The organism is Pseudomonas sp. FA-1 (genome assembly GCF_056856075.1).
The window spans coordinates 150,972-177,073 of record NZ_JBWXTH010000008.1; the positions used below are offsets into that span (position 1 = coordinate 150,972).

Here is a 26,102-nt window from a genome sequence, read left to right on the forward strand (position 1 = left end):
GGGCTTGTCCCGCGATAGGGCCCGAATGAGTTCTATAGTGCCCGAGACTTGCGCGTCTGTCAGGCCACCGGGCCACGCGGATAGCGCCGCAGCCTGGCGACCAGTTCGCGCCCGGGAATCGGCCGGTCGAACAGGTAGCCCTGGCCGACATCGCAGCGGTGCCGGCGCAGGAAGGCCAGCTGTTCGGCGGTCTCGATGCCCTCGGCGACCACCTTGAGCTTGAGGTTGTGGGCCATGGCCACCACCGCCGAGGTGATCTCCATGTCGTCCTGGTTGTCGGGGATCTCGTTGATGAAGCTGCGGTCGATCTTGATAATGTCGATCGGAAACTTCTTCAGGTAGCTCAGCGACGAATAGCCGGTGCCGAAATCATCCATCGCCAGCATAAGGCCCAGGGCCTTGAGCTCGTCGAGCTGGCGGTGGGTGTCTTCGGTGGCTTCCAGCAACAGGCCCTCGGTCAGTTCCAGTTCCAGCAGATGTGGGGGCAGCGCTTCTTCGCGTAGGATGGTGCCGATCGAGCTCACCAGGTCGGGGTCGGAGAACTGCTTGGGCGAGAGGTTGATCGCCACGTGCAGGCTGCCCACGCCGGCGCTGCGCAGCTGCTGGCTCATGCGGCAGGCTTGGCGTACCACCCATTTGCCGATGGGGATGATCAGGCCGGTTTCCTCGGCCACGCTGATGAACTGGTCCGGGCGGATCATGCCGCGTTCGGGGTGGTTCCAGCGCAACAGCGCCTCCAGACCCAGCAGGCGCCCGCTGCGCAGGCACAGCTTGGGCTGGTAGAAGACCTCCAGCTCGTTCTGGGCCAGCGCCCGGCGCAGGTTGTTTTCGACGAACAGCTTGTAGCTGGCCTCGGCGTTCAGCACCTCAGTGAACACCTGCACCTGGTGCTTGCCGTTGGCCTTGGCCTTGTGCAGGGCCAGGCCCGCGTTCTTCATCAGGCTCTGCGGGTCGCTGCCGTGCAACGGTGCACAGGCCAGGCCGACGGAGGCGGTGACGTTGATTAGCTGGTTGTCGACGAACATGGGTTTGTCGAGGGTACGCAGCAGTTGCAGGGCGACCTGCTGGCCGGCTTCCAGGGTAGTGTCGTCGAGCAGCACGGCGAACTCGTTGCTGGCGAAGCGCGCCAGGACGTCGCCACCGCCCAGGCTGTTACGCAGGCGACGGGCCAGGCTGACCAGCAGCTTGTCGCCGGTCTGGTGGCCGAGGCTGTCGTTGATCCGCTTGAAGTTGTCGATGTCCACCAGCAGCAGGCAGATTGGAATCGCGCCTTCACGGGCGAAACGCTCGTCGAGGCTGCGGATGAACGATGGGCGATTGCCCAGGTTGGTCAGGTTGTCGGTGTAGGCCAGGCGCTCGATACGCTGCTGGGCCAGCTTGCTCTCAGTGATGTCTTCGTAGATGCCGATGTAGTGGGTCAGCTCGCGGTTGTCGCCGAACACCTTGGAAATCGACAGTTGCCCCCAATAGGGCTCCAGGCTCTTGCGTCGGCTCCTGAATTCGCCCTGCCAGCTGTTGCCCATGGCCAGGCTGGAGGGCGAGTCGAACAGCAGCTCGCTGAGGTTTTCCAGTGCCGGCAGCTCACCGAGGTGGCGGCCCTGCACTTCATCGGTGCTGTATTGGGTGATGGCGGTGAAGCTTGGGTTGACGTATTCCACCACGCCGTCGCGGTTGACCAGCAGAAAGGCGCTGGCGCTCTGTTCCACGGCCCGTTGGAACAGATTCAGGGCGCTGGTGGCGGTGCGTCGGTTGTGGTTGGTGATGACCTGGGCGACCTGGTCGGCCAGCTCGCCGGCAAAGGCGATCTCGTCGGACTGCCAGGCGCGAGCCGTGCCAGTCTGCTCCAGGCAGAGCACGCCGACCACCTGCCCGTCGACACGGATGCTGGCATCGAGCATGGCGTTGCTGGCGGTGGGGTACAGGCTCTCGGCCATTTCCCGGGTACGTGGGTCCTGGCTGGCGTTGTGGGCGTCGATCGCACGGCTGGCGTGCAGGGCGTCGAGGTAGTCGGGGAAGCGGCTGGCGTCGATGGCGTCCGGCAGGTGGTGGCGCTGGTCATGGCTGCGCCAGGCACTGATCGGTTCGAGCCGCTGATCGTCGAGGTACCAGAGGCTGGCGCAGTCGACCTTGTAGATCTCGCAGGCGCTGCGGGTGATCAGTTCGGCGGCCTCCTGCAGTGAATTGTCGGCGCTGTAGCGCTGGCGGGCCAGGCGCAGGATCAGGTCCTGCTGGGCGCGCACGCGCTCCAGGTGCTCGAGCTGCTCCTGCTGGGCACGCTGGTTCAATTGCAGGGCCAACTGCAGGCGGCTGTTGCGTGACTCGAGGTCGTCGGCGACCGGCGCGGGGTGGTCGTCCTGCTGATCGTCCAGCACTGTGAGGTAGCCGCGCAGCAACTGGCGATTGTGCTGGCGGTAGCCTTCACCGACCTCCAGTACACGCAGGGCCGACCCGCTGGTGTGCAGGGTGTAGCGGACCCGGTAGTGGTTGCGCCGGGCCAATTGCAGTTGGATCTCGTCGTGCAGCGTGTAACGCGCTTCCGGCTCCATGAGGCTGGCGTAGGGCGTGCCGATCAAAGCGCAGAGCTCGGCGGCGGGGAGGCCGAACTGGCGTTCGCAGGCAGGATCCAGGTACAGCATCGCCCAGCTGGCTTCGTTGAGCCTTTCGAAACGCAGCATGCCGAGCCGCGAAGGCACGGGAAGCTGCGTGACGACCTCGGCCGCCGAACGGCTGGCGGCATCGGGTTGGCTTTTCATCGAAGACTCGCTTGAACTGGAGGCGCGGCTTGGGCGCGGCGTATCGGGCAAGGTTGCATGATGTCCCGAGGGCTGGCAAGCGGCCTGGGGGAACGCTGTAGAGAGATTGTCGGCCGGAGGATGGAAGTCTGAAGGCCACGAGTCTGTGGAAGCGGGTGGCATCGTTTGTTCGGGGCAAAAAAAGCCCCGCCAAACGACGGGGTTGAGGTACGAGCGTGGCAGCTCGAAACAGGCCTGCCCCACCCCTTGCGAGGTGAGGCAGGGAGGCTGCATTACAGCAGCATGGTGCGGATATCCGCCAGCACGTCGCCCAGGCGCTTGGTGAAGCGCGCGGCAGCGGCGCCGTTGATCACACGGTGATCGTAGGACAGCGACAGCGGCAACATCAGCTTGGGCTGGAAGGCCTTGCCATCCCAGACAGGCTGCATGGTTGCCTTGGATACGCCGAGGATCGCCACCTCAGGTGCATTGACGATCGGCGTGAAGCCGGTGCCGCCAATGTGGCCGAGGCTGGAGATGGTGAAGCAGGCGCCCTGCATCTCGTCGGACGACAGCTTCTTGGTGCGGGCCTTCTCGGCCAGCGCCGCGGCTTCGGCCGCCAGTTGCAGCAGGCTCTTCTGGTCGACGTTCTTGATCACGGGGACCAGCAGGCCGTCCGGCGTGTCCACGGCGAAGCCGATGTGCACGTACTTCTTGCGGATGATCGCCTTGCCACTGGGGGCCAGCGAGCTGTTGAAGTCCGGCAGTTCCTTGAGCAGGAAGGCACAGGCCTTGAGCAGCAGCGGCAGCACGGTCAGCTTGACGCCAGCCTTCTCGGCCACGGCCTTCTGCGCAACGCGGAAGGCTTCCAGCTCGGTGATGTCGGCGGAGTCGAACTGGGTGACGTGCGGCACGTTCAGCCAGCTGCGGTGCAGGTTGGCGGCACCGACCTGCATCAGACGGGTCAGCGCGACTTCTTCCACTTCACCGAACTTGCTGAAGTCCACGGCCGGGATCGGCGGGATGCCGGCACCACCGGTCGCGCCGGCGGCAGGAGCGTCCTTGGCCTTCTGCATCATGGCCTTGACGTAGACCTGCACGTCTTCCTTCAGGATGCGGCCGTGCGGGCCGGTCGCGGCGACCGCGCCCAGGTCGACACCGAATTCACGGGCCAGCAAGCGCACGGCAGGGCCGGCGTGGACCTTGGCGTTGCTGCCGGCGGCCGGTGCGGTGGCGACCGGAGCTGGTGCTGCAGCCGGAGCCGGCGCTGCGGCAGGCGCTGCGGCTGGTGCCGCCTCGGCCTTGGCAGATGCCGGTGCGGCAGCGGCTGGAGCGGCGGCCGGGGCCGCGCCCGCGACTTCCAGCTTGAGGATCAGGTCACCGGTGCCGACTTCGTCGTCCAGCTTGGCGATCACTTCCTTCACCACGCCAGCGGCAGGCGACGGGATCTCCATGGAGGCCTTGTCGGACTCCAGGGTGATCAGCGACTGGTCGGCTTCGACGGTATCGCCGGCCTTGACCAGGACTTCGATGATCTTGGCCTTGCCCGACGAGCCGATGTCCGGCACGTGGATGTCCTGCACGCTGGCGGCAGCTGGAGCTGCGGCCGGGGCAGGGGCTGCAGCGGCAGCCGGTTTTTCTTCGGCGGCAGGTGCCGCTGCAGGGGCAGCCGCGGCCGGAGCCTCGGGCGCCGCAGCGGCGCCCTCGACTTCCAGGACCATCAGCTCGTCGCCTTCTTTCAGGCGATCGCCCAGCTTGACCTTCAGTTCCTTGATCACGCCGGCTTTCGGGGCCGGGATCTCCATGGAGGCCTTGTCGGACTCCAGGGTCAGCAGGCTCTGGTCGGCCTCGATACGATCACCGACCTTGACGAACAGCTCGATGATTTCACCTTCACCGCTGCCGATGTCAGGTACGCGAATGAGTTCGCTCACTTAAAAATACTCCTCAGCAGTCCAGTGGGTTGCGCTTGTCCGGATCGATGCCGAACTTGACGATGGCGTCTGCCACCACCTTCGGTTCGATCTCGCCACGGTCAGCCAAGGCTTCCAGGGCAGCCAGCACGACGAAGTGACGGTCGACTTCGAAGAAGTGACGCAGCTTCTTGCGGCTGTCGCTGCGACCGAAGCCATCGGTACCCAGGACCTTGTACTCCTTGCTCGGGACCCACTGGCGGATCTGTTCGGCGAAGAGCTTCATGTAGTCGGTGGACGCCACGACCGGGCCCTTGCGACCGGCCAGGCACTGCTCGACGTAGGTCTGCTGCGGCTTCTGGCCAGGCTTGAGGCGGTTGGCGCGTTCCACGGCCAGGCCGTCGCGACGCAGTTCGTTGAAGCTGGTGACGCTCCACACGTCGGCACCGACGTTGTATTCCTCGCGCAGGATCTTCGCCGCTTCGCGGACTTCGCGCAGGATGGTGCCCGAACCGAGCAGCTGCACGTGGTGCGCGGCTTCGCGGGTGTCTTCTTCGAGCAGGTACATGCCCTTGATGATGCCTTCCTCGGCGCCGGCCGGGATGGCTGGCTGGGTGTAGGCTTCGTTCATCACGGTGATGTAGTAGAAGACGTCCTGTTGCTCTTCGGTCATCTTCTTCATGCCGTCCTGGATGATCACCGCCAGCTCGTAGCCGTAGGTCGGATCATAGGTGCGGCAGTTCGGGATGGTGGCAGCCATCAGGTGGCTGTGACCGTCTTCGTGCTGCAGGCCTTCACCGTTGAGGGTGGTCCGGCCGGCGGTACCGCCGATCAGGAAGCCACGGGTGCGGCTGTCGCCAGCGGCCCACGCCAGGTCACCGATACGCTGGAAGCCGAACATCGAGTAGAAGATGTAGAACGGCAGCATCGGCTGGTTGTGGTTGCTGTACGAGGTACCGGCGGCGATGAACGACGACATGGCGCCAGCTTCGTTGATGCCTTCCTCGAGGATCTGGCCCTTCTTGTCCTCGCGGTAGAACATCACCTGGTCCTTGTCGACCGGCTCGTAGAGCTGGCCCACGGACGAGTAGATGCCCAGCTGGCGGAACATGCCTTCCATACCGAAGGTACGAGCTTCGTCCGGGATGATCGGGACGATGCGCTGGCCGATTTCCTTGTCCTTGACCAACTGCGCCAGGATACGCACGAAGGCCATGGTGGTGGAGATCTCACGATCGCCCGAACCGTCCAGGATCGCCTTCAGGGTTTCCAGCGGCGGGGTCGGGACGCTGAAGCTCTTGGCACGGCGCTGCGGTACGAAGCCACCCAGGGCTGCGCGACGCTCGGCCAGGTACTTGGCTTCGGCGCTGCCTTCTTCCGGACGGAAGAACGGCAGGTTTTCCAGGTCGGCATCCTTGACCGGGATGTCGAAGCGGTCACGGAAGTGACGCAGGCTGTCGACGTCGACCTTCTTGGTGTTGTGCGCGGTGTTCTTGGCTTCGCCGGCACCGGTACCGTAACCCTTGATGGTCTTGGCCAGGATGACGGTCGGCTGACCTTGATGGTTGACCGCCTGGTGGTAGGCCGCATAGACCTTGTACGGGTCGTGGCCGCCACGGTTGAGCTTCCAGATCTCGTCGTCGGACAGGTCTTCGACCATGGCCTTGAGTTCCGGGGTGTTGAAGAAGTGCTCACGGACGTACGCACCGTCCTTGGCCTTGTAGTTCTGGTATTCGCCGTCGATGACTTCGTCCATGCGACGCTGCAGGGCACCGTTGGTGTCCTTGGCGAACAGTGGATCCCAGAAGCGGCCCCAGACGACCTTGTTGACGTTCCAGCCGCCGCCACGGAACACGCCTTCGAGTTCCTGGATGATCTTGCCGTTGCCGCGAACCGGGCCGTCGAGGCGCTGCAGGTTGCAGTTGATGACGAAGATCAGGTTGTCCAGCTTCTCGCGGCCGGCCAGGGCGATCGCGCCCAGGGATTCCGGCTCGTCGCACTCGCCGTCGCCCATGAAGCACCAGACCTTCTGCTTGCCGGCCGGGATGAAGCCACGGGCTTCCAGGTACTTCATGAAGCGCGCCTGGTAGATCGCCTGGATCGGGCCCAGACCCATGGAAACGGTCGGGAACTGCCAGAAGTCAGGCATCAGCCATGGGTGCGGGTAGGAAGACAGGCCCTTGCCGTCCACTTCCTGGCGGAAGTTGTTCATCTGGTCTTCGCTGATGCGGCCTTCGAGGAAGGCGCGGGCGTAGATGCCTGGGGAGGCGTGGCCCTGGAAGAAGATCAGGTCGCCGCCATGCTCCTCGGTCGGAGCCTGGAAGAAGTAGTTGAAGCCGATGTCGTACAGGGTGGCGCTGGAGGCGAAGCTCGAAATGTGGCCGCCCAGGTCCGAGTCCCGCAGGTTGGTACGCATGACCATGGCCAGGGCGTTCCAACGTACCATCGAGCGGATGCGGCGTTCCATGAACAGGTCGCCAGGCATGCGTGCTTCGTGGGTAACGGGGATGGTGTTGCGGTATGGCGTGGTGATTGCGTACGGCAGCTGGGAGCCACTACGGGTGGCCAGCTCGCCCATACGGGTCATCAGGTAGTGAGCGCGGTCTTCGCCTTCTTTGTCGAGGACCGACTCCAAGGCATCCAGCCATTCCTGGGTTTCGACGGGATCGAGGTCTTGCATGGCTTGCTCCAGGGCGGAAAGGCCACCAGAATCGGGGGCCTGAGTTTGCGACTGGCCTTTTGGGCAGACGTCGTGAATTCTTGGATTAGCCGGACAGTCATCCGGCGCCGTGTAGTTTTACTACAAATGATTCGGCATTTCATGCTTTTGAAGAGCTGGGGTAGTAGTAAAACTACAGAAAAGCGGCATTTTGTCGCACTCTGGCTTGTGGGGAAAAACGTTCCCGTAGGTTGGGACTGGGCTCTGATCGGGTGAATCTTGATGTTTTTTACCAATGATTCGTTTATTTCAGCTATTTCCAACTTTTGTATGACAGTCCAACCGTGGTCCGGCACCCCCTTGGCCGCACCTACCCCTCTCTTTCACGCCGATCAAGGATAGACCATGCGCCTGCCTTTGCCGCTCGATCTGCCCGCTGCCCTGCAACCGCTGGTCGCACGTAATCAACAGTCCCTGCGCGAGGCGATCGTCGGTCTCGACGGGTTGGACCTGGACCGTTGGAGCCCGGCCCAGCGGCACGCGTTCGATCAGGTTGCCGCCGCCAGCGATTTCGTCCTGGAAGTGGCCCTGCGTGAGCCGGCCATGCTCTTCGACCTGCAAGCCAGTGGCGAACTGGATCGGCCCTTCGCCCCCGGCGAGCTGTGCGCGCGCATCGCCGCCGCCGCCCAGGCCGCCCAGAGCGAGGACGAGCTGGCGCGCAACCTGCGCCGTGAGCGCAATCGCCAGCAGGTGCGCATCATCTGGCGCGACATTACCCGCCAGGCGGTGCTGGGCGAGACCTGCCGCGACCTTTCCGACCTGGCCGACGCTTCCATCGACCAGGCCTATCAATGGTTGTACCCACGCCATTGCCAGCAGTTCGGTACACCCATCGGCAACCGCAGCGGCCAGCCGCAGCACATGGTGGTGCTGGGCATGGGCAAGCTGGGGGCGGTGGAGTTGAACCTGTCCTCGGACATCGACCTGATTTTTGCTTTCCCCGAAGGCGGCGAGACTGAAGGCGTCAAGCGCTCGCTGGACAACCAGGAATTCTTCACCCGCCTGGGCCAGCGCCTGATCAAGGCACTGGACCCGGTGACCGTCGACGGCTTCGTGTTCCGCGTCGACATGCGCCTGCGCCCCTACGGCTCGGCCGGTGCCCTGGTGCTGTCGTTCAATGCGCTGGAGCAGTACTACCAGGACCAGGGCCGCGACTGGGAACGCTACGCCATGATCAAGGCCCGCGTCGTGGCTGGCGACCAGGTTGCCGGCGCCCAGTTGCAGGACATGCTGCGCCCGTTCGTCTATCGCCGTTACCTGGACTTCTCGGCGATCGAGGCGCTGCGCACCATGAAGCAGCTGATCCAGCAGGAAGTGCGACGCAAGGGCATGGCCGAGAACATCAAGCTTGGTGCCGGCGGTATCCGCGAGGTGGAGTTCATCGCCCAGGCGTTCCAGCTGATCCATGGCGGGCGCGACCTGAGCCTGCAGCAACGGCCGCTGCTCAAGGTGCTGGCCACCCTGGAAGGCCAGGGCTACCTGCCGCCTGCAGTGGTCGCCGAGCTGCGCGAGGGGTATGAGTTCCTGCGCTACACCGAGCATGCCATCCAGGCCATCGCCGACCGCCAGACGCAGATGCTGCCCGAGGACGACAAGGACCGCGCGCGCGTGGCCTATATCCTCGGCTTTGCCGACTGGCCGGCCTTCCACGCGCAGCTCATGCACTGGCGTGAGCGCATCGACTGGCATTTCCGCCAGGTGATCGCCGACCCGGATGATGAGGACGGCGAGGGCGAGCTGGTGGTCGGTGGCGAGTGGTCGCCGTTGTGGGAACAGGCCCAGGACGAGGAGGCGGCTTGCCGTCAGCTGGAAGAAGCCGGGTTCCGCCAGAGCGCCGAGGCTCTGCGCCGGCTGGCTGCCCTGCGGGCAAGCCCACAGCTGCGCTCGATGCAGCGCATCGGTCGCGAGCGCCTGGATGCCTTCATTCCGCGCCTGCTGGCCCAGGCCGTGGAACACGACGACCCGGACCTGGTGCTGGAGCGGGTGCTGCCGTTGGTCGAGGCCGTGGCGCGGCGCTCGGCCTACCTGGTGTTGCTCACCGAGAACCCGGGCGCTTTGCGCCGCCTGCTCACCCTGTGTGCGGCCAGCCCATGGATCGCCGAGCAGATCGCCCGCTTCCCGCTGCTGCTCGATGAGCTGCTCAACGAAGGCCGCCTCTTCAGCCCGCCATTGGCGCCGGAACTGGCGTCCGAGTTGCGCGAGCGCCTTACACGCATCCCCGAGGATGACCTGGAACAGCAGATGGAGGCCCTGCGCCACTTCAAGCTGGCCCACAGCCTGCGGGTGGCCGCGTCGGAAATCACCGGCAACCTGCCGCTGATGAAGGTCAGCGACTACCTGACCTGGCTGGCCGAGGCGATTCTCGACCAGGTGCTGGCCCTGGCCTGGCGCCAGACCGTGGCGCGCCATGGCCAGCCCCGGCGCAGCGACGGCAGCCTGTGCGATCCGGGCTTCATCATCGTCGGCTATGGCAAGGTCGGTGGCATCGAGCTGGGCCATGGTTCGGACCTTGACCTGGTATTCATCCATGATGGTGACCCCCAGGCCGAGACCGATGGCGCCAAGCCCATCGATGGCGCGCAGTTCTTCACCCGCCTGGGCCAGCGCATCATCCACATGCTGACCACCCAGACCAACTCCGGCCAGCTCTACGACGTCGACATGCGCCTGCGCCCTTCGGGGGCTGCGGGCCTGCTGGTGAGCTCACTGGGCGCCTTCGAGCGCTACCAGCAGAACGAAGCCTGGACCTGGGAGCACCAGGCCCTGGTGCGGGCGCGGGTGCTGGTGGGCTGCAAGCAGGTGGGGGCGGCCTTCGAGCAGGTGCGGGCGCAGGTGCTCGGCCAGCCGCGTGACCTGGCCAAGCTGCGGGCGGAGGTGAGCGAGATGCGCGCCAAGATGCGCGACAATCTCGGTACCAAGAGCACCGCCGCAGGCACTGCCGCCAATGCCTTCGAGGCCGGCGTGCCGTTCGATATCAAGCAGGATGCCGGCGGTATCGTGGATATCGAATTTATGGTGCAATACGCCGCTTTGGCCTGGTCCCACGACCATCCGGCCATGCTGCGCTGGACCGACAATATCCGCATCCTGGAAGAGCTCGAGCAGGCCGGCCTGATGCCTGCCCGCGATGCTGTGCTGCTGCGTGAGGTGTACAAGGCGTTCCGCTCGGCCTCCCACCGCCAAGCCCTGCAGAAGCAGGCGGGGGTGATCGATGCGGCGCAGTTTGCCGACGAACGCCGCGAAGTGCGCCGGATCTGGGGGGAGCTGGGGTTGACGTGAGGTTGCCGAGGCCGTCCTGCGGCCCTTTCGCGGCACAAGGCAGCCCCAAAAATCCATGCCTCACTACCGGTGGTACACTGTCCGCCACATAGCCTGAATATAAAGAGGGGAGGCCAGGCCAGCGCCGGGCCTCCCCGAACGTTTCTGGACCAAGCATGAGAATACTGATCATTGGCCCCAGCTGGGTCGGCGACATGGTGATGGCGCAGACCTTGTTCCAGTGCCTGAAGCAGCAGCACCCCGAATGCATGATCGATGTGCTGGCTCCCGAGTGGAGCCGGCCGATCCTCGAACGCATGCCCGAGGTGCGCCAAGCCTTGAGCTTCCCGCTCGGCCATGGCGCGCTGGAGCTGGCCACGCGCCGGCGTATCGGCAAATCGCTGGCGGGCCAGTATGACCAGGCGATCCTCCTGCCCAACTCGTTGAAATCCGCGTTGGTGCCGTTCTTCGCCGGCATACCCAAGCGCACCGGTTGGCGCGGCGAGATGCGTTTCGGCCTGCTCAACGACGTACGCAAGCTGGACAAGGCCCGTTACCCGCTGATGATCGAGCGCTTCATGGCGCTGGCCTACGCGCCCGGCGCCGAGTTGCCGCAGCCCTACCCGCGACCGAGCCTGCAGATCGAAGCGCAGAGCCGCGACGCTGCCCTGGCCAAGTTCGGCTTGGCACTGGATCGCCCGGTGCTGGCGCTGTGCCCGGGGGCCGAATTCGGCGAGGCCAAGCGCTGGCCGGCCGAGCACTACGCCGAAGTGGCCGACGCGATGATCCGCCAGGGCTGGCAGGTATGGCTGTTCGGCTCGAAGAACGACCACCCGGTGGGTGAGTCGATCCGTGACCGGCTGATCCCAGGGTTCCGTGAAGAATCCTATAACCTGGCGGGGGATACTTCGCTGGCCGAGGCCATCGACCTGCTGTCGTGCGCCGATGCGGTGGTGTCCAACGACTCGGGCCTGATGCACGTGGCAGCCGCGTTGAACCGCCCGCTGGTGGCCGTCTACGGTTCTACGTCGCCGGGCTTCACGCCGCCGCTGGCCGAGCATGTGGAAATCGTGCGCCTGGGCATCGAGTGCAGCCCCTGTTTCGACCGGACCTGCCGCTTTGGCCACTACAACTGCCTGCGCCTGCTCGAGCCGGCGCAGGTGATCGCCGCGCTCACGCGCCTGGGCGGGCCGAACCTGATCGATGTCATGGCCGAGGTCGACTAAGTGCGGGTCCTGATCATCAAGACGTCCTCCCTGGGAGACGTGATCCACACCTTGCCGGCTATCACCGATGCTGCCCACGCCATTCCCGGCATCCGCTTCGACTGGGTGGTGGAAGAAGGCTTCGCGGAGATCCCCAGCTGGCATCCTGCCGTCGACCAAGTCATCCCGGTGGCTATTCGCCGCTGGCGCAAGAACCTCTGGCAGACGCTCAAGAGCGGCGAGTGGAAGGCGTTCAAGCAGCGCCTGCGCGAGCGCAAGTACGACCTGGTGATCGACGCCCAGGGCCTGGTCAAGTCGGCCTGGCTGACCCGCTACGTCAAGGCGCCGGTGGCCGGGCTGGACCGTTATTCGGCGCGCGAAGGCTGGGCCAGCCGCTTCTATGACCGGCGCCTGTCGGTCGCGGTCGGCCAGCATGCAGTGGAGCGGGTGCGCCAGTTGTTCGCCCTGGCCCTGGCCTACGACCTGCCCGAAGGCCTTGGCCGCTACGGCCTGGACCTCGACCGCCTGCAACTGCCACCTGCCGCGCCCTACGTGGTATTCCTGCATGGCACCACCTGGGCCACCAAGCACTGGCCCGAGGCCTACTGGCGCGAGCTGGCCGAGCGTTTGGGCCGGCGTAACCTGCAGGTGCGCCTGCCTTGGGGCAACCCTGCGGAGAAGGCACGCGCCGAGCGCATCGCCCAGGGCTTGAAGAACTGCGAAGTACTGCCCAAGTTGAACCTGGCGGGGGTCGCACGCGTGCTGGCGGCAGCCAAGGCCTGCGTGGCGGTGGATACCGGCCTTGGCCACCTGGCGGCGGCGCTGGATGTGCCGACCATTTCGCTGTTCGGCCCGACCAACCCGGGCCTTACCGGCGCCTACGGGCGCAGCCAGGTCCACCAGGCCAGCGATTGGCCGTGCGCGCCTTGCCTGCAGAAGAAGTGCACCTATAAACCGAGCGCCGAAGACCTGCGCCGGTTCGATCTCAAACGCGAGTGGCCGTTGTGCTTCACTCGCCTGAATCCCGAGCATGTGGCGAGCCGCTTGAGCGCGTTGCTGCTGGCTGAGGATGTTCGTTGATGCAACTGGCTTTCGTGCTCTACAAATATTTCCCCTTCGGCGGGCTGCAGCGCGACTTCATGCGCATCGCCCTGGAGTGCCAGAAGCGGGGGCACCAGATCCGTGTCTACACGTTGATCTGGGAAGGTGACATTCCACCGGGTTTCGAGGTGCTGGTGGCGCCGGTCAAGGCGCTGTTCAACCATCGGCGCAACGAGAAGCTCAGCGCCTGGATGGCCGCCGACCTTGCCAAGCGCCCGGTCGACCGCCTGATCGGCTTCAACAAGATGCCCGGCCTGGATGTGTACTACGCCGCCGACGGCTGCTTCGAAGACAAGGCCCAGACCCTGCGTGGCGGCCTGTACCGTCGCTGGGGCCGCTACCGCCACTTCGCCGAATACGAGCGGGCGGTGTTCGCCAAGGATGCCCACACCGAGGTGCTGATGATCTCCGAAGTGCAGCAGCCGCTGTTCATCAAGCACTACGGCACGCCGGTGGAGCGTTTCCACCTTTTGCCACCGGGTATTTCCCAGGACCGCCGCCGCCCTGCCGACGCCGATGCGATCCGCGCCGATTTTCGTAAGGAATTCGGCCTGGGCGATGATGACCTGCTGTTGGTGCAGATCGGCTCGGGCTTCAAGACCAAGGGCGTCGACCGCAGCCTCAAGGCCCTGGCCGCGCTACCTTCGGCCCTGCGCAAGCGTACCCGGCTGATGGTGATCGGCCAGGACGACCCCAAGGTATTCCAGTTGCAGAGCGCCACGCTCGGCCTGGGCGAGCAGGTGCAGTTCCTCAAGGGGCGCAGCGACATCCCGCGCTTCCTGCTTGGGGCTGACCTGTTGATCCACCCGGCCTACAACGAGAACACCGGCACCGTGCTGCTCGAGGCGCTGGTCGCCGGCCTGCCGGTGCTGGTGTCCCAGGTGTGCGGCTACGCCCACTACATCGCCGAGGCCGACAGCGGCCTGGTGCTGGACGAGCCGTTCGAGCAGGACCAGCTCAACCGCTACCTGCAGCGCATGCTCGAAGATGCCCAGGCTCGCGCCGACTGGTCGCGCAACGGGCTGGCCTTCGCCGACACCGCCGACTTGTACAGCATGCCGCAGCATGCTGCCGACGTGATCCTCGGGCAGGAGGCCGCATGAAGCTGATACTGGCCGAACCCTTCAAGCGCTTGTGGGCCGGACGCGATCCCTTCGAGGCCGTGGAAGGCTTGCAGGGCGAAGTGTTCCGTGAACTCGAAGGCCGGCGCACCTTGCGCACCGAGGTGGACGGTGAGGGCTACTTCGTCAAGATCCACCGTGGCATCGGCTGGGGCGAGATCTTCAAGAACCTGTTCAGCGCCAAGCTGCCGGTGCTCGGTGCCGGCCAGGAGTGGCGGGCGATCCAGCGCCTGCATGAAGTCGGCGTGCCGACCATGACCGCGGTGGCCTATGGCGAGCGCGGCAGCAACCCGGCCACGCAGCATTCGTTCATCGTCACCGAAGAGCTTGCGCCGACCATCAGCCTGGAAGACTTCAGCCTCGACTGGGTCAGGCAGCCGCCGCAACCACGCCTGAAGTGGGCGCTGATCGCCGAGGTGGCGAAGATGACCGGTGGCATGCACCGTGCCGGGGTCAACCACCGCGACTGCTATATCTGCCATTTCCTGTTGCACACCGACCGACCGGTGACGCCCGAGGGCCTGAAACTGTCGGTGATCGATCTGCACCGTGCCCAGACCCGTGCCAGCATCACCCGCCGCTGGCGTGACAAAGACTTGGCCGCCCTGTATTTCTCGGCCCTGGACATCGGCCTGACCCGCCGCGACAAGCTGCGCTTTTTGCGTGGCTACTTCCAGCGCCCGTTGCGCCAGGTGCTGGCCGACGAGGCCGCGCTGCTCGCCTGGCTCGAACGCAAGGCGCAGAAACTCTACGATCGCAAGCAACGCTATGGGGATGCGCTCTGATGGCGGGTTGGACACTGGCACCAGGCTACGAAGGCCTGGCGGCGGATTTCGGCAGTCTGGATGCGGTGTTCGCCCTTCAGGGCGAACGCCTGACCCGCGACCCGCTCAGCGAAGTGGTGCGCATCGAGCGCGACGGGATCAACTACTACGTCAAGCGCTACACCGGCGCTGGCAAGGCCTTGCGCCGCTATGTTGGCCGCCCGCGAATCAAGGCCGAGTGGCAGAACCTCAAGCAGTTCGCCAAATGGGATATTCCCACCGCCGAAGTGGTGGCCTACGGCCTCGAGCGCAACGGCCTGGCCTTCGGCCGCGGTGCCATGATCACCCGCGAGCTGCCGCGCACCGAGGACCTCTCGGCCCTGGCCGAGCGTAACGACCCACGGCTGGCCGACCGCGCCTGGGTCGACCATGTCAGCCGCCAGTTGGCGCGCCACACCCGGGTGATGCACGCGCACCGTTTCGCCCACAATGACCTGAAGTGGCGCAACCTGCTGGTGGACGACAACGCCACGGTGTTCTTCATCGACTGTCCCACCGGCGACTTCTGGCGCGGCTGCCGCGCCTGCATGCTGCGCCACCGCCTGATCAAGGACCTGGCATGCCTGGACAAGGTCGCCAAATACCACCTGTCATCGACCCAACGCCTGCGTTTCTACCTGCAATACCGTGAGCAGAAACGGCTCACGGCCAAGGACAAGCAGTGCATTCGCCAGGTGGTGAGCTTTTTCGAGGGAAGGGAATGACCGACTACCTGGCCAGCGCCGACCAGGCGCTGCTGCAACGTCATGGCTTGAACGACTTCGAGGCGCTGTGGGCGCTGCAACTGGACGCCGTGGACGAACCCAACACCGGCCGTGGCGGCTGGAGCAGCGTCTTTCGTCTTGAGCTCGAGGGTAAAGGGTTCTATCTCAAGCGCCAGAGCGACTACCTCACCCGCACCCTGCACCGCCCGTTCGGCGAGCCGACCTTCGCCCGAGAGTTTCGTAACATCAGCCGTTACCAGAAGCTGAAGATCCCCGCCTTGCAGGCGGTGTTCTATGGTGAACGCAAGGGTAACGGCCAGCATCGGGCCATCCTCATGACCCGTGCCCTGGACGATTGGCGTGACCTGGACAGCCTGCTTGCCCAGTGGCCGCAGTTCGATGCCGCCAGCCGCTTGGGCATTCTGCAGGCGTGCGGCCAGCTGGCCCGTACCCTGCACGCTGCAGGCCAGGTGCATGGCTGTTTCTATCCCAAGCACATCTTCCTGCGTGAACGTCGCGAAGGCTGGCAGGCTCAACTGATCGACCTGGAAAAGACCCGCCCGCTGCTGTTCGGCATGCGCGACCGGCTCAAGGACCTCGAGCCCTTGCTGCGCCGCGCTGGTGCCTGGAGCGAAGCGGATGTGCGCAGCCTGCTGGCGGCCTATCTTGAACAGCCGGCAGACAGTACGCTGGTCGATACCTGGCTGCAGCGCCTGGTGCGCCGCCGCCGTGAAAAGGAGGCGCGCTGATGCAACTGTCCGAATTGAAGAACGCCGGGCGCAGCCCATCGCTGCCCCTGACCGTGACGTTGGCCGACGCCGCCGGCAGTGCCGACCTGCAGCTGCTCAGCCTGCTGCGCGTGCTGCCGGGCCAGCGCTATGTCGGCGCCGGCATCTGGCGTGGCACCCCGGTACTGGCCAAGCTGCTGGTGGGCAGCAATGCCGCCCGCCATTTCCAGCGTGAGCTGGAGGGTGTGAAGCTGCTGTCCGGTCAGGGTCTCACGACCCCGCAACTGCTGGCAGACGGCCTCAAGGAAGGTGAGGGCGGCTGGTTGCTGTTCGAATTCCTCGAGGGCGCACAGAGCCTTGCCGACGCCTGGGCCAATGTCGAAAACCTGCCGGTGCTGGCCGACGAGCAACAGCTGGTATTGGGCGAAGCCCTTGCGACCGTGGCGCAGATGCATGCCAAGGGTCTGTGGCAGGAAGACCTGCACCTGGACAACCTGCTGCGCCATGGCGGCAAGCTGTACCTGATCGACGGCGCGGGCATCAAGGCCGAAGCCCCAGGCCAGCAACTGTCGCGCCAGAAGGTGCTGGAGAACCTGGGCGTACTGTTCGCCCAGTTGCCCAAGCGCCTGGAGCCGTTCATCGAAGAGCTGCTGGTGCACTACCTGCTGGCCAACGCCGAACATGCCTTGCCGCTGGAGGCGCTGCAGAAGCAGATCGACAAGGTGCGCAACTGGCGTCTGAAGGACTACCTGGAAAAGGCCGGGCGCGAGTGCACGCTGTTCAGCGTCGAGCGCAGCCTGTCCGGATTGCGGGCGGTTCGCCGGTCTGAGCGTGAGGCGCTGTTGCCGGTACTGGAGCAGGCCGATGCGTTGATCGACGAAGGCCACCTGTACAAAACCGGTGGTGCGGCCAGCGTGGCGCGTATCGAGGTGGGTGGTCGCACCCTGGTGCTCAAGCGCTACAACATCAAGAACACCGCCCACTGGTTCAAGCGCTTCTGGCGTCCGAGCCGCGCCTGGCACTCGTGGATCGAAGGCCATCGCCTGGAGTTCCTCGACATCGCCACGCCACGGCCATTGGCGGTGCTGGAGCAGCGGGTGATGGGCCTGCGCAGCCGCGCCTACCTGGTGACCGAGTATGTCGACGGGCCGGACCTGATCGAGTGCTTCGGGCCCTACGTGGAAAGCGGCGATGCGCCACAGGAGCAGGTGCAGGCCTTGGTGCACCTGATGCAGCAGCTGATTCACGAGCGCATCAGCCATGGCGACTTCAAGGGTCACAACCTGTTCTGGAAGGATGGCCAGTGGTCGCTGATCGACCTGGATGCCATGTGCCAGCACGCCACCCAGCTGAGCTTCGCCCCGGCGTACACCCGGGACCGGGCGCGGATGCTGCGCAACTGGCCCAGTGACAGTGCGCTGCATCGACGGTTGGATGAGCTGTTGCCGCGGTTGGGCGAGTAATCAGAGGCTGCTTTGCAGCCTTTTCGCGGCACAAGGCCGCTCCACAGGGCTTGTAGGAACGGCCTTGTGCCGCGAAAGGGCCGCCAAGCGGCCCCCTAGGGCCTCACTTCCAACACAGCCCCCGAAGCCCCAGCACTGCCGGTATCCCCAGCCCCACCCACGCCAGCACATCCCACCCGCCGTCCCCCAACAGCGCGGCGAACAACCCTCCGGCACCGAGCACGGCAATCGCCATGGGCCAGGCAAAGATCTGCCGCGTCGGCTGCGACCTGTGGCTCATGCCGTCACCTCCCGTGCCTTGCGCTGCTTCCCCCACCACAGGTAAACCCCACTGCCGAGCACGATGATGGTCAGCACATCGAGCACTGCCCAGAGGATCTGCATCGGCCGGCCGCCGTAGTCACCAAAGTGCAGCGGTTGCGACAGGAGCATGGTGTCCATGTACCAGGGCCTTTCACCGACGGCCGTGACCGCCAGCGTGCGGGCATCGATCAGTACCGGTGTCAGCAGATGCGACGTCAGGTGCGTGGCGCCTTTCATGAACACTGCATAGTGGTGCTCGCTGGAAAAGCGCGTGCCCGGGAAGGCGATGAAGTCTGGCTGCATGCCCGGTGCGGCCTGGGTGGCGATGTCCAGCAGGCGGCTGGCCGGCGCGCGCTCGGTGAGCGGCGGGGCATCGTGGTAGGGGGCGACCATCGCCGCCAGGCTGTCGTTGCGCCAGGCGGCGATGACCAGGTCGGAGAGGGCGCTGATCACACCGGTGACGCCGACCACCAACGCCCAGGTGAGGGTGACGACGCCGATCAGGTTGTGCAGGTCGAGCCAGCGCAGCCGGCGTGAGCGGTCGTTGCGCACCGTGGCGAACGTCAGGCGGCGCATGAACGGCGCGTAGAGCACGGTACCAGAGACGATCGCCAGCACGAACAGCACCCCCATGAACGCCAGCACCAGCTTGCCCGGCAGGCCGGCGAACATGTCCACGTGCAGGCGCAGCATGGTCATCATGAAGCCGCCGTTGGCTGCAGGCATAGCAACGGCTTCGCCCGTGCGGGCGTCGAGCATGAAGGTGTGCGACGAATTCGGCTCGGTACCGGCCGTGGCTGCCGTGATGGTGATCACGCCGTTGCGGTCATCCTCGTCGTAACCGAAATACTGCACCACTTCGCCGGGGCGATGGGCCTGGGCCTTGAGCACCAGTTGCTGCAGGTCCAGGTGTGGGGTATGGGCGGGCATTTCGCGCAGCTCGGGGGCGTCGCCCAGCAGGTGCTCCAATTCGTGGTGGAAGATCAGCGGCAGGCCGGTCAGGGCCAGCAACAGCAGGAACAGGGTGCAGACCAGGCTGCTCCAGGTATGGATCGCCGACCAGCGGCGGATGGTTTGGCTTTTCATCGCGATTTCCGAAAGGTGCTAGCGACGCAATCGCGGGCAAACCCGCCCCCACAAACTGCATCCCCTGTGAGAGCGGCCTTGCGCCGCGAAAGGGCCGCGCAGCGGCCCCCCGTTACTCAGAACTTGTAGGTGGCGCTGGCCACGACGCTGCGCTGGTCCCCGTAATAGCAGTAGTACGCGTCACAGGTGGAGATATAGTCCTTGTCCAGCAGGTTGGTGGCATTGAGCGCCACCGAGGCCCCCTTGAGGCTGTTGTCCAGGCGCCCGAGGTCGTAGTGCACGGCGGCATCGAACACCGTGTACGCATCGGCCTTGCCCAGCCAGGTATTGCCCTGATCGCCATAGGTGTTGCCGGTATAGCGCGCGCCGAGACCGATCCCGAAGCCGTCCAGTACACCGGTGTGCCAGGTGTAGTCGGCCCACAACGAGGCTTGCTGGTTGGGCATCAACTGCAGGCGGTTGCCCTTGTACAGGCCATCCTGCACTTCGGACTTGGCCAGGGTATAGGCCGCGACCACCTTCAGGTTCTCGGTCACGTCGGAGACGGCTTCGAGCTCAAGGCCGCGGACCTTCACTTCGCCGCTCTGGCTGGTGACGGTCACGCCGCCCACGTTGTTGGTGACCGAGACGTTTTTCTGAGTCAGGTCGTAGACGGCCGCAGACAGCAAGGTGTTGGAGCCTGGCGGCTGGTATTTGATGCCCAGTTCCCACTGCTGGCCTTCGGTGGGCTTGAACGAATTCACCGGGTCGGCAGAGGCATTGCTGGTCGGTTGGAACGACTCGGCATAGGACAGGTAGGGCACGAAGCCCGAGTCGAACACGTAACTGATGGCCGCGTTGCCGCTGAAGTTGCTGTCGCGCTCGGTGTTGGTGGCATCGCCCTTGTTGAAGAAGGTGGTGCCGGTATGCACCCAGTCCTCACGCCCGCCCAGGGTCAGGCGCCAATTGCCGAGGGCCATCTGGTCCTGGACGTAGACGCCAGTCTGACGGGTCTTCTGGTTGTAGTCGTAGAAGGCCGAGGACCGAGGTGGGCGGGTGATCGGCAGGCCATATACCGGGTCGTTGACGTTGCTGTCCGGGACAGAGCCATAGATCGCCAGGTAGTTGGTATTGGTGCGCTGGTGGTCCAGGCCGATCAGCAGGGTATGGCTGATATCACCTGTGCTGAAGTCGGCCTGGAAGTTGTTGTCGACGGCGAACTGGCTGATGTCTTCATCGACATTGGTGGACATCCGTTTGACATTGCCCAGGTCGTCCACCGGTGGGGCGGAGGTGTTGTAGGCGTTGACCGTGATCGTCTGGAACGCCAGGTCCGACTTGGTATAGCGCAGGTTCTGGCGGAACTGCCAGACGTCATTGATGCGATGCTCGAAGGCGTAGCCCAGCGCGTAGTAGGTGCGGTCGTAGAACTCGTAGTTCGGGTCGCCCAGGTTCTTGTGGTGGGAGACCTTGCCGAACGGCATGTCGATCTTGGTGCCCTGGATCGGGCGGAACTGGCTGGTAACGCCGGTATCGTCGCGGGTGAACTGGGTCAGGAAGGTCAGCGAGGTGTCTTCGTCGATGTTCCAGGTCAGGCTGGGCGCGAGGTTGTAGCGTTTGTCGTCGACATGGTCGATCTGCGTGCCGCCGTCGCGAAGCACGCCACTGAGGCTGTAGAGGAACTGGCCTTGGTCGTCGAGCTTGCCGGTACTGGCGAAGTTGATCTGGCGGTGGTTGTCGCTGCCGTACTGGAGCTGGATCTCCTGGTGGCTTTCAGCCTGTGGCCGGCGGCTGACCATGTCCAGCAAGCCGCCTGGGGGTGTCTGGCCGTAGATCGACGACGCCGGGCCACGCAGCAGCGCGAGGCGGTCAAGGTTCCAGGTTTCGGCCTTGGGATTGGCGTACACGCCACGGGGCAGCGGCAGGCCATCGAGGAACTGGGTCGGCTCGAAACCGCGTACGCGCATCCAGTCATAGCGCTTGTCGCTGCCGAAACTGGCCGAGACGATTCCCGGCATGTAGCGCACGGCATCATCGAGGCTGTTCACGCTGCGGTCGTCCATCTGCTGGCGGGTGGCGACGGAAATGGAGCGGGGGACTTCGACCAGCGCGGTATCGGTCTTGGTGGCGGAGGCGGTGCGGGTCGCGGTGTAGCCTTCCACCGGCCCCCATGCCGTTTCGTAGTGGCTACTGGCATTGATCGCCGTCTCCGGCAGTGCCAGGGTGCCGTCGGGCGCGGCCACCAGGCTGTAGCTCCCTACGCTGCTCTGCTGCAACTGCAGGCCGGTGCCGCGCAGGGCGGCTTGCAGGGCGCCGAGGGCGTCGTACTGGCCACTGACCGGGGCGGAGCTGCGACCATCCACCAAGGCCGGGTCCAGCGCCAGGGCGATGCCGGCTTGGCTGGCGATCCGGGTCAAGGTGCTGGCCAACGGGGCGCTGGGCAGGTCATAGGCGCGCAGGGTCGACTGCTCGGCGGCCTGCAGGGCGGGGCTGGCCAGCGGGACAGCGAGGGCGATGGCCAGGGCCATCAGGCTTGGGCGCAGGAAAGAATCAACGGCACGGGGCATGCAGCGGCTCCTCGACGGATAAGTGCTAGTTGCTTCCTTGCCGAGCGAGAATGGAAAAGTGACAGAGGCTTTCGAAAAAAATGATGGCGGCCCCTAGGGGCTGTTACTTGGCGCTGATGGTTACCCACCAGGGCGTATGCCGCTCGATCTTCACCGGCAGCACTGGCATGAGCGACGCCAGGGCCAGGTCGGTGTCGGTCAGCGGGAAGCTGCCGGTCACGCGCAGGTCGGCCACTTCGTCGGCAACGCCCAGGTGGTCGTTGCGGTAACGGCCCAGCGTTGCGACCAAGTCGGCCAGGCGCACGTTGTCGACCACCAGCATGCCGCGGGTCCACGCATCGGCACCCATGGCTACCGGGTCGACCCGGCCAAGACCATCGACGGTCATCAGTACTTGCTGGCCTTCGCGCAGAACCTGCTCGTCGCTGCTGTTGGATGGCCTGGCGGCTACCGCCGACTGCAGCACTTCCAGGCGCGTACCCTGGCTCTCGCGCTTGACCAGGAAGCGCGTACCCAGGGGACGCAGGCGTCCATCGTCGGTGCGCACCAGCAACGGCCGGGTGTCTTCATGGCCGGTTTCCACGGAGATCTCGCCCTGGTGCAGGACGATCAAACGTTGCCAGCCTGCATAGTCGATATCCACCGCGGTATTGGTGTTCAGGCTCAGCAGGGTGCCGTCTTCCAGGCGCAGTGTACGCAGCTCTCCGGTGCCGGTGCGCTGGTCAGCCAGCCAATAGCCCGGCGACAGCGATGGCGAGGCGATGCCGAGCAGCAGCGCACCCAGCAACAGCACCCCGGCCAAGCCGCCGCCGAACCCGCCCAGGCGCCTGCGCAGGTCTGCCCGCGATTGCAGCAGTGCCTGGCGGGCGGGGCCGGCGGCAGCGCTCACGCGTTGGTCGAGCATGCCCAGCTGGTGCCAGGCACGGGCGTGTTCCTCACTGGCGGCATGCCAGCGCAGGAAATCACTGCGTTCGTCTGGGGTGCAGCGGCCTTCGTCCAGGCTCAGCTTCCAGGCGATGGCGGCATCCAGGACCCTGGCCGACACCGGCGCGTTGTTCACAGCGGCGCCCCATAAAGGGCCACATAGCACTGGCGCATGCCTTGGGCGATGTACTGGCGCACGCGTGACACCGACACCCCCAGGCGTTCGGCGATCTCGGCATGGCCCATGCCGTCCAGGCGGTTATGCAGGAAGGCCGCGCGAGCCTTGCTCGACAGTTTGCCGAGCAGGCGGTCGATGGCCTTGAGGTCTTCGAGGATCAGGTGCTGCAGCTCAGGGGAGGGGTGTTCTGCCTCCGGCAGGCGCGCCAGCTCCGCCAGGTAGGCCTGCTCAAGGGCGGCGCGGCGGAAGTGGTCGAACAGCAGGCCCTTGGCCACGGCAACGAGAAAAGCGCGGGGTTCGCGGGGAGTGACCAGCTGCTCGCGACCGAGCAGGCGCACGAAGGTGTCCTGGCTCAGGTCTTCGGCGCGCTGGCGGCAGGCCGTGCTGCGTTGCAGCCAGGCCAGCAGCCAGGCGCGGTGGTCGCGGTACAGGGTACCGACCAGCTCGGCATGTGGGCTCTGCGCAGACGACAAGAAGCGTCTCCCGGGAATGAATGCGTTAACTAACGATAATTATTCGCGATTGTGACAGAGCCGGGGCACAGGGTGCAATTGACGCTTATCGGATAGATGCCTGGTGATTAGCCCGCTCCTACAGGCTGTACTGGTGCGCCTTGCGCCGACGCCACTGCTGCAGGCGCAGGTTCAACTGCAGGGGGCTGTCCAGCTGCTGGCGACGGGCCTGGCTGAACAGGATCAGGGCCAGTTCGGCGGTGACCTGGGCATCGGCACTGGCGTGGTGACGCTCTTCTACCTGCAGGCCGAAGCGGGCAATCCAGTCGTCCAGGCTGGCCTCGCGCAGCACGGTGTCGGGGTTGAGCATGGGGGCCAGCTCGGCCATGTCGAAGAACGGGTGCTGCAGGCGGTAGCCGAGGCTATCTTTGAGCGCCCGGGCCAGCATGCGCTGGTCGAACGGCGCATGGAAGGCCAGCACCGGGCTGTCCCCGATGAACTCCAGCAGATCGAGCAGCGCGTGGGCCGGGTCGCAGCCGGCGGCCAGGGCGCTTGGGCCCAGGCCGTGGATCAGCACGCTGGCGTTGGTCTTCTGGGCCGGCCGGTGCAAGGTGCGTTCGAATTGCTGGCCCAGGTCGATGGCACCGTCCTCGATGGCCACCGCACCGATCGACAATACCTGGTCGCGGTTGACGTTAAGGCCGCTGGTCTCCAGATCCAGCACCACCCAGCGTTGCTCGCGCAGGGACGAAACGCCCAAGGTCGGCGCCTTGGGCAAGCGCGCGAGGCGCTGGCGCAGGGTGTTGTCGAGCTCCGGCAGGGCCGGGCGCAGCCAGGCGAGCAGGTTCATAGCTGGTACCGCAGGGCCAGGCTGCTTTGCAGGCGCTGGGCCTGGCGCAGGGACTCGCGCAGGATGCGACGGTCCAGGTGGTTGAGGCTGTCTGGATCCAGCCGGTTGGAGTAGGGCAGGTTGTCGCGGCTCTGGCGCTGGTGCTGCTGCATGCGGGTCTGCTGGATGAAATGATAGGCCTCTTCGTACGCGGCGCCGTCCAATGGGTCGATGATGCCGCGGGCCACCAGGTGGCGCAGGCGCTCGAGGGTGTTGCAGGCCTTGATGCCATGAGCCAGTGCCAACAGCCGGGCGCCGTCGACGAAGGGTGTCAGGCCCTGAACCTTGAGGTCGAGGGTAGCGGCCTTGTCATTGCCCTGGCGGGTCAGCACGAATTCGCGCAGGCGCCCTACTGGCGGGCGCTGACGCAAGGCGTTGTCGGCCATCATGCGCTGGAAGATGCGGTTGTCGGCCACTTGTTCGAGCAGGGTGCGGCGCAGCTGTTCGCAACCGCTCTCATCGCCCCAGACCACGCGCAGGTCGAAGTAGATGCTCGAGCCGAGCAGGTTCTCCGGGCTCGCTTCGCGAATGAAGCCGCTGAAGCGTCGCGCCCATTCGCTGCGAGACAGGCACAGTTCTGGGTTGCCGGCCATCACGTTGCCCTTGCAGAGGGTGAAGCCGCACTGAGCCAGGCACTGGTTGATGTACTGCGCCAGTGGCAGCAGGCGGGCGCGGATCGCTTCGGCCTCGGCAGCATCGGTGGCCTCGAAGAGAATCCCGTTGTCCTGGTCGGTGTGCAGGGTCTGCTCGCGCCGGCCTTCGCTGCCGAAGCACAACCAACTGAACGGCACGCCCGGGTCGCTGCGTTCGGCCAGGGCCAGCTCGATCACCCGGCACACGGTGTGGTCGTTGAGCAGGGTAATGATCTGGGTGATCTGGGTGGAGGAGGCACCATGGGCGAGCATGCGCTCGACCAATTGGCCGATCTCGCCGCGCAGCGACACCAGGTTCTCCAGGCGCGGGGCGTGGCGGATGGTGCGGGCTAGGTGCACCAGGTCGACCCGCTGCAGGGAGAACAGGTCACGTTCAGAGACCACGCCGCACAGGCGCTGGTTGTCCACCAGGCAGACATGGGCGATATGCCGCTCGGTCATGGCCATGGCCGCGTCGAAGGCGCTGGCCTGGGGGCTGAGGTAGAACGGCTGCGCGGTCATGTAGCGCTCGATCGGCGCGGTCAGTTCGGCGCTGGCATCGGCCACGACGTGGCGCAGGTCGCGCAGGGTGAAGATACCGATGGGAAAGCGCTGCGGGTCGACGATCACGATGCTGCCGACCTGCTGCTCATGCATCAGCCCCACGGCTTCGCGCAGGGGCATCTGTGGCGCGCAGACCACCGGGTGGCGCATGGCCAGTTCACCCAGCGGGGTATTGAGCGAATACTGCGTTCCCAGTGTTTCCACTGCACGCTGGCGTACCTGCTGGTTGACCTGGTCGAGCAGGCTGCTGACACCGCGCAGGGCGAAGTCGCGGAAGGGCTCCGAGAGGGAGAACACGCGGATGAACGCGCCCTTGTTCAGTTGCAGGCAGAACGTGTCTTCGCCTGCCAGGTGCTCGGTGCGGGTGGCCCGTTCCCCGAGCAGCGCGGCGAGCGGAAAGCATTCGCCGCTGGCGATCTCGAACGTGGTCTCCACGCCCGGTTTGGTCACGTGCTGGCGCTCGCCGACCACCCGGCCCTGCTTGACGATATAGAAATGCTCCACCGGGCCGTCGGCCGGCTTGATGATACTTTCGCCGCTGGCGTAGAAACGCAGCTGGCACTGCTCCACCAGGTAGGCCAGGTGGCTGTGCTCCATCTGGTTGAACGGCGGAAAGCGCTGCAGGAACTGCAGGGTGCCTTGAATGTTTTGCAGAACCGCCGTTCTGCCGGCCTGGCTGTAGGCGTCCTTCTTGCTCATGGAACTGACCGCTTGGGGGGACCGTTGCAGGCCCTGTTGTTCTAAGGCTCCATGGTCGGCC

18 protein-coding genes are annotated in these 26,102 nt (G+C 65.4%); 8 read left to right on the forward strand and 10 right to left on the reverse strand.

Annotated features, from left to right (window positions below; translation table 11 throughout):
- Nucleotides 1-59: 59 nt before the first annotated feature.
- The 3 genes from AC1MHZ_RS16045 to aceE all read right to left on the reverse strand — a co-directional run bounded on the left by AC1MHZ_RS16045 (nt 60) and on the right by aceE (nt 7,325).
- Complete coding sequence (locus tag AC1MHZ_RS16045) at nt 60-2,753, reverse strand: putative bifunctional diguanylate cyclase/phosphodiesterase (protein WP_084856304.1); 2,694 nt, start codon at nt 2,751-2,753, stop codon at nt 60-62.
- Between the two features lie 272 nt (nt 2,754-3,025).
- Nucleotides 3,026-4,666, reverse strand: a complete 1,641-nt coding sequence (gene aceF / locus AC1MHZ_RS16050) for a dihydrolipoyllysine-residue acetyltransferase (protein ID WP_084856302.1) — start codon at nt 4,664-4,666, stop codon at nt 3,026-3,028.
- 13 nt (nt 4,667-4,679) lie between these two features.
- The gene (aceE, locus tag AC1MHZ_RS16055) at nt 4,680-7,325 is read right to left on the reverse strand and encodes a pyruvate dehydrogenase (acetyl-transferring), homodimeric type (protein ID WP_084856300.1); all 2,646 of its coding nucleotides are present in this window, start codon (nt 7,323-7,325) and stop codon (nt 4,680-4,682) included.
- A 384-nt stretch (nt 7,326-7,709) separates the two neighbouring features.
- Between aceE and glnE the strand changes: the two genes are divergently transcribed.
- The 8 genes from glnE to AC1MHZ_RS16095 all read left to right on the forward strand — a co-directional run bounded on the left by glnE (nt 7,710) and on the right by AC1MHZ_RS16095 (nt 17,768).
- Nucleotides 7,710-10,643 (forward strand): bifunctional [glutamate--ammonia ligase]-adenylyl-L-tyrosine phosphorylase/[glutamate--ammonia-ligase] adenylyltransferase, encoded by a 2,934-nt coding sequence (glnE, locus tag AC1MHZ_RS16060; RefSeq protein ID WP_324816673.1) that lies wholly within the window; start codon nt 7,710-7,712, stop codon nt 10,641-10,643.
- Between the two features lie 155 nt (nt 10,644-10,798).
- Nucleotides 10,799-11,848 (forward strand): lipopolysaccharide heptosyltransferase II, encoded by a 1,050-nt coding sequence (gene waaF, locus AC1MHZ_RS16065; RefSeq protein ID WP_482966605.1) that lies wholly within the window; start codon nt 10,799-10,801, stop codon nt 11,846-11,848.
- Nucleotides 11,849-12,907, forward strand: a complete 1,059-nt coding sequence (gene waaC, locus AC1MHZ_RS16070) for a lipopolysaccharide heptosyltransferase I (protein WP_196154458.1) — start codon at nt 11,849-11,851, stop codon at nt 12,905-12,907.
- Nucleotides 12,907-14,031, forward strand: a complete 1,125-nt coding sequence (locus tag AC1MHZ_RS16075) for a glycosyltransferase family 4 protein (protein WP_084856292.1) — start codon at nt 12,907-12,909, stop codon at nt 14,029-14,031. Before waaC ends, AC1MHZ_RS16075 begins: the two co-directional genes overlap by 1 nt.
- Nucleotides 14,028-14,834: a lipopolysaccharide core heptose(I) kinase RfaP gene (rfaP, locus tag AC1MHZ_RS16080; RefSeq protein ID WP_084856290.1), complete on the forward strand. Its 807-nt coding sequence runs from the start codon at nt 14,028-14,030 to the stop codon at nt 14,832-14,834. The genes AC1MHZ_RS16075 and rfaP overlap by 4 nt, the downstream gene beginning before the upstream one ends.
- A complete protein-coding gene (locus AC1MHZ_RS16085) occupies nt 14,834-15,577 on the forward strand; it encodes a lipopolysaccharide kinase InaA family protein (protein WP_416768079.1) in 744 nt (247 codons plus the stop codon). Before rfaP ends, AC1MHZ_RS16085 begins: the two co-directional genes overlap by 1 nt.
- Nucleotides 15,574-16,326 (forward strand): lipopolysaccharide kinase InaA family protein, encoded by a 753-nt coding sequence (locus AC1MHZ_RS16090; RefSeq protein WP_084856286.1) that lies wholly within the window; start codon nt 15,574-15,576, stop codon nt 16,324-16,326. The genes AC1MHZ_RS16085 and AC1MHZ_RS16090 overlap by 4 nt, the downstream gene beginning before the upstream one ends.
- Nucleotides 16,326-17,768, forward strand: a complete 1,443-nt coding sequence (locus AC1MHZ_RS16095; protein WP_084856284.1) for a lipopolysaccharide kinase InaA family protein — start codon at nt 16,326-16,328, stop codon at nt 17,766-17,768. Before AC1MHZ_RS16090 ends, AC1MHZ_RS16095 begins: the two co-directional genes overlap by 1 nt.
- A gap of 103 nt (nt 17,769-17,871) precedes the next feature.
- Here the strand turns inward: AC1MHZ_RS16095 and AC1MHZ_RS16100 are convergent, their stop codons facing one another.
- From AC1MHZ_RS16100 to AC1MHZ_RS16130, 7 genes are all read right to left on the reverse strand, one after another.
- A complete protein-coding gene (locus AC1MHZ_RS16100; RefSeq protein WP_172403005.1) occupies nt 17,872-18,048 on the reverse strand; it encodes a hypothetical protein in 177 nt (58 codons plus the stop codon).
- Nucleotides 18,045-19,157 carry a PepSY-associated TM helix domain-containing protein gene (locus tag AC1MHZ_RS16105; protein WP_482966606.1) on the reverse strand — a complete coding sequence of 371 codons (1,113 nt, stop codon included), beginning with the start codon at nt 19,155-19,157 and terminating at the stop codon, nt 18,045-18,047. Before AC1MHZ_RS16105 ends, AC1MHZ_RS16100 begins: the two co-directional genes overlap by 4 nt.
- Before the next feature lie 116 nt (nt 19,158-19,273).
- On the reverse strand, nt 19,274-21,703 hold the full coding sequence (locus tag AC1MHZ_RS16110) for a TonB-dependent siderophore receptor (RefSeq protein WP_482966607.1): 2,430 nt from the start codon (nt 21,701-21,703) through the stop codon (nt 19,274-19,276).
- A 103-nt stretch (nt 21,704-21,806) separates the two neighbouring features.
- Entirely contained in the window at nt 21,807-22,763 is a 957-nt protein-coding gene (locus AC1MHZ_RS16115; RefSeq protein ID WP_482966608.1) for a FecR domain-containing protein, read from the reverse strand.
- Nucleotides 22,760-23,278 carry an RNA polymerase sigma factor gene (locus AC1MHZ_RS16120; protein ID WP_084856276.1) on the reverse strand — a complete coding sequence of 173 codons (519 nt, stop codon included), beginning with the start codon at nt 23,276-23,278 and terminating at the stop codon, nt 22,760-22,762. The genes AC1MHZ_RS16115 and AC1MHZ_RS16120 overlap by 4 nt, the downstream gene beginning before the upstream one ends.
- A gap of 118 nt (nt 23,279-23,396) precedes the next feature.
- The gene (locus tag AC1MHZ_RS16125) at nt 23,397-24,107 is read right to left on the reverse strand and encodes a 3'-5' exonuclease (protein ID WP_084856274.1); all 711 of its coding nucleotides are present in this window, start codon (nt 24,105-24,107) and stop codon (nt 23,397-23,399) included.
- The gene (locus AC1MHZ_RS16130; protein WP_482966609.1) at nt 24,104-26,041 is read right to left on the reverse strand and encodes a putative nucleotidyltransferase substrate binding domain-containing protein; all 1,938 of its coding nucleotides are present in this window, start codon (nt 26,039-26,041) and stop codon (nt 24,104-24,106) included. The genes AC1MHZ_RS16125 and AC1MHZ_RS16130 overlap by 4 nt, the downstream gene beginning before the upstream one ends.
- Nucleotides 26,042-26,102: the final 61 nt, after the last annotated feature.

Bases quoted from the DNA above. Each gene is read 5' to 3' on its own strand.
- rfaP (WP_084856290.1), top strand. From the start codon at position 14,028: ATGAAGCTGATACTGGCCGAACCCTTCAAGCGCTTGTGGGCCGGACGC.
- AC1MHZ_RS16100 (WP_172403005.1), bottom strand. From the start codon at position 18,048: ATGAGCCACAGGTCGCAGCCGACGCGGCAGATCTTTGCCTGGCCCATG.
- AC1MHZ_RS16045 (WP_084856304.1), bottom strand. From the start codon at position 2,753: ATGAAAAGCCAACCCGATGCCGCCAGCCGTTCGGCGGCCGAGGTCGTC.
- AC1MHZ_RS16090 (WP_084856286.1), top strand. From the start codon at position 15,574: ATGACCGACTACCTGGCCAGCGCCGACCAGGCGCTGCTGCAACGTCAT.
- AC1MHZ_RS16095 (WP_084856284.1), top strand. From the start codon at position 16,326: ATGCAACTGTCCGAATTGAAGAACGCCGGGCGCAGCCCATCGCTGCCC.
- waaF (WP_482966605.1), top strand. From the start codon at position 10,799: ATGAGAATACTGATCATTGGCCCCAGCTGGGTCGGCGACATGGTGATG.
- AC1MHZ_RS16110 (WP_482966607.1), bottom strand. From the start codon at position 21,703: ATGCCCCGTGCCGTTGATTCTTTCCTGCGCCCAAGCCTGATGGCCCTG.
- glnE (WP_324816673.1), top strand. From the start codon at position 7,710: ATGCGCCTGCCTTTGCCGCTCGATCTGCCCGCTGCCCTGCAACCGCTG.
- AC1MHZ_RS16125 (WP_084856274.1), bottom strand. From the start codon at position 24,107: ATGAACCTGCTCGCCTGGCTGCGCCCGGCCCTGCCGGAGCTCGACAAC.
- aceE (WP_084856300.1), bottom strand. From the start codon at position 7,325: ATGCAAGACCTCGATCCCGTCGAAACCCAGGAATGGCTGGATGCCTTG.
- AC1MHZ_RS16075 (WP_084856292.1), top strand. From the start codon at position 12,907: ATGCAACTGGCTTTCGTGCTCTACAAATATTTCCCCTTCGGCGGGCTG.
- AC1MHZ_RS16105 (WP_482966606.1), bottom strand. From the start codon at position 19,157: ATGAAAAGCCAAACCATCCGCCGCTGGTCGGCGATCCATACCTGGAGC.
- AC1MHZ_RS16085 (WP_416768079.1), top strand. From the start codon at position 14,834: ATGGCGGGTTGGACACTGGCACCAGGCTACGAAGGCCTGGCGGCGGAT.
- AC1MHZ_RS16130 (WP_482966609.1), bottom strand. From the start codon at position 26,041: ATGAGCAAGAAGGACGCCTACAGCCAGGCCGGCAGAACGGCGGTTCTG.